The organism is Salmonella sp. SG203 (assembly GCF_013350575.1).
In the GTDB taxonomy this organism is placed as follows: domain Bacteria; phylum Pseudomonadota; class Gammaproteobacteria; order Enterobacterales; family Enterobacteriaceae; genus Salmonella; species Salmonella enterica.
Window position 1 is genome coordinate 1 of sequence record NZ_SNMT01000085.1, and the last position, 1,043, is coordinate 1,043.

The 1,043-nt window shown below is 56.0% G+C and carries 1 protein-coding gene; it reads right to left on the reverse strand.

The annotated features are described in order from the left end of the window. Positions 1-77: 77 nt before the first annotated feature. Positions 78-1,043: DUF2213 domain-containing protein (locus tag HV477_RS27885; RefSeq protein ID WP_175065746.1), on the reverse strand; the 966-nt coding region annotated here is incomplete at its 5' end.

Below are 1,043 nucleotides of genomic sequence, written 5' to 3' on the forward strand. Positions count from 1 at the left end.
GAGGGTTATCACTGGCAAATGCCCCCGGAATCCCCGGTGCCGGGTACTGGTTCATGTGTGTCTGAAAAGTATTCATATCAGTAACCTCGTTTCAGTTTTGCACCGGGGAAATCTGCTGCAAACGTCGATGCGCTGGCCTGGTCCATCGCCACGCGTGGACTTTTGGCCGTCTGTTTCTGCTCAACGGCAAACTTCACCATGCTGCGGTACGCGCTGGGGTGAATGCCCTGGATATCGATCCCCGTCTGCTCCAGCGCGGTACGGTAAACCTCTTCGGCGCAGTCCATCGCCACCACATTGCCAATCAGCGGCCGCACCTCGGTTTCAGCCACACGAACGGCGCGGAAATTTTCAGCAGCCCGTTTCGTTGCCTGGTCAGTTGCCAGCCTGATTGCCGCATCCATCGCGGGTTTATCGACTTTCACATCGTCGGGTTTCACATCAGCCTCTTTTATTTCGGGTTCTTCGTCATTTGCCGGAGCCAGTGCGGATTTAATTTTTTCCAGCACATCATCAGGAACTTTGCCGGACAGTAACGCCAGTACACTTTCCATCGGGCTGTCGGTATCAAATGCCTTCGGCTCGTCAGTTAACCCGGTATCATCCTCCCCGGCCAGCTCCGGCACGGCTTCTGCTGATTCCATCAGTTGCGCCAGCTCCGCCGGTTCAATATCCATATCCTGTGCCAGCCGTTCGCTGTAGGCAGTTTTTACCGCGCTGGCGATAGCTGCCGGGCGCTTATGCTGCGCCATCAGGCGTAACAAATCTTTAGGAGCCGCATCCTGTGCCAGACGCGGCGCAAGATAGGTTCCCAGCGCGGTAAGCACCGCCACTTCTTTTTTACTCAGTTTCATGCGTTTTAGCTCCTGAGGGAGAGAGTCCATAACAAGACAGTCCGGCCCCGCCCGGCCATCGCCGACCAGCGCCACATGATTTCCCACGATATTCCGCATAACGCCGTCATACGGTTCACCGTCGGGGGTGGTTCCCGGCGTCATATCTGCCACATAGGCATATGACGATGAGATTTCCCGTTGTTCATC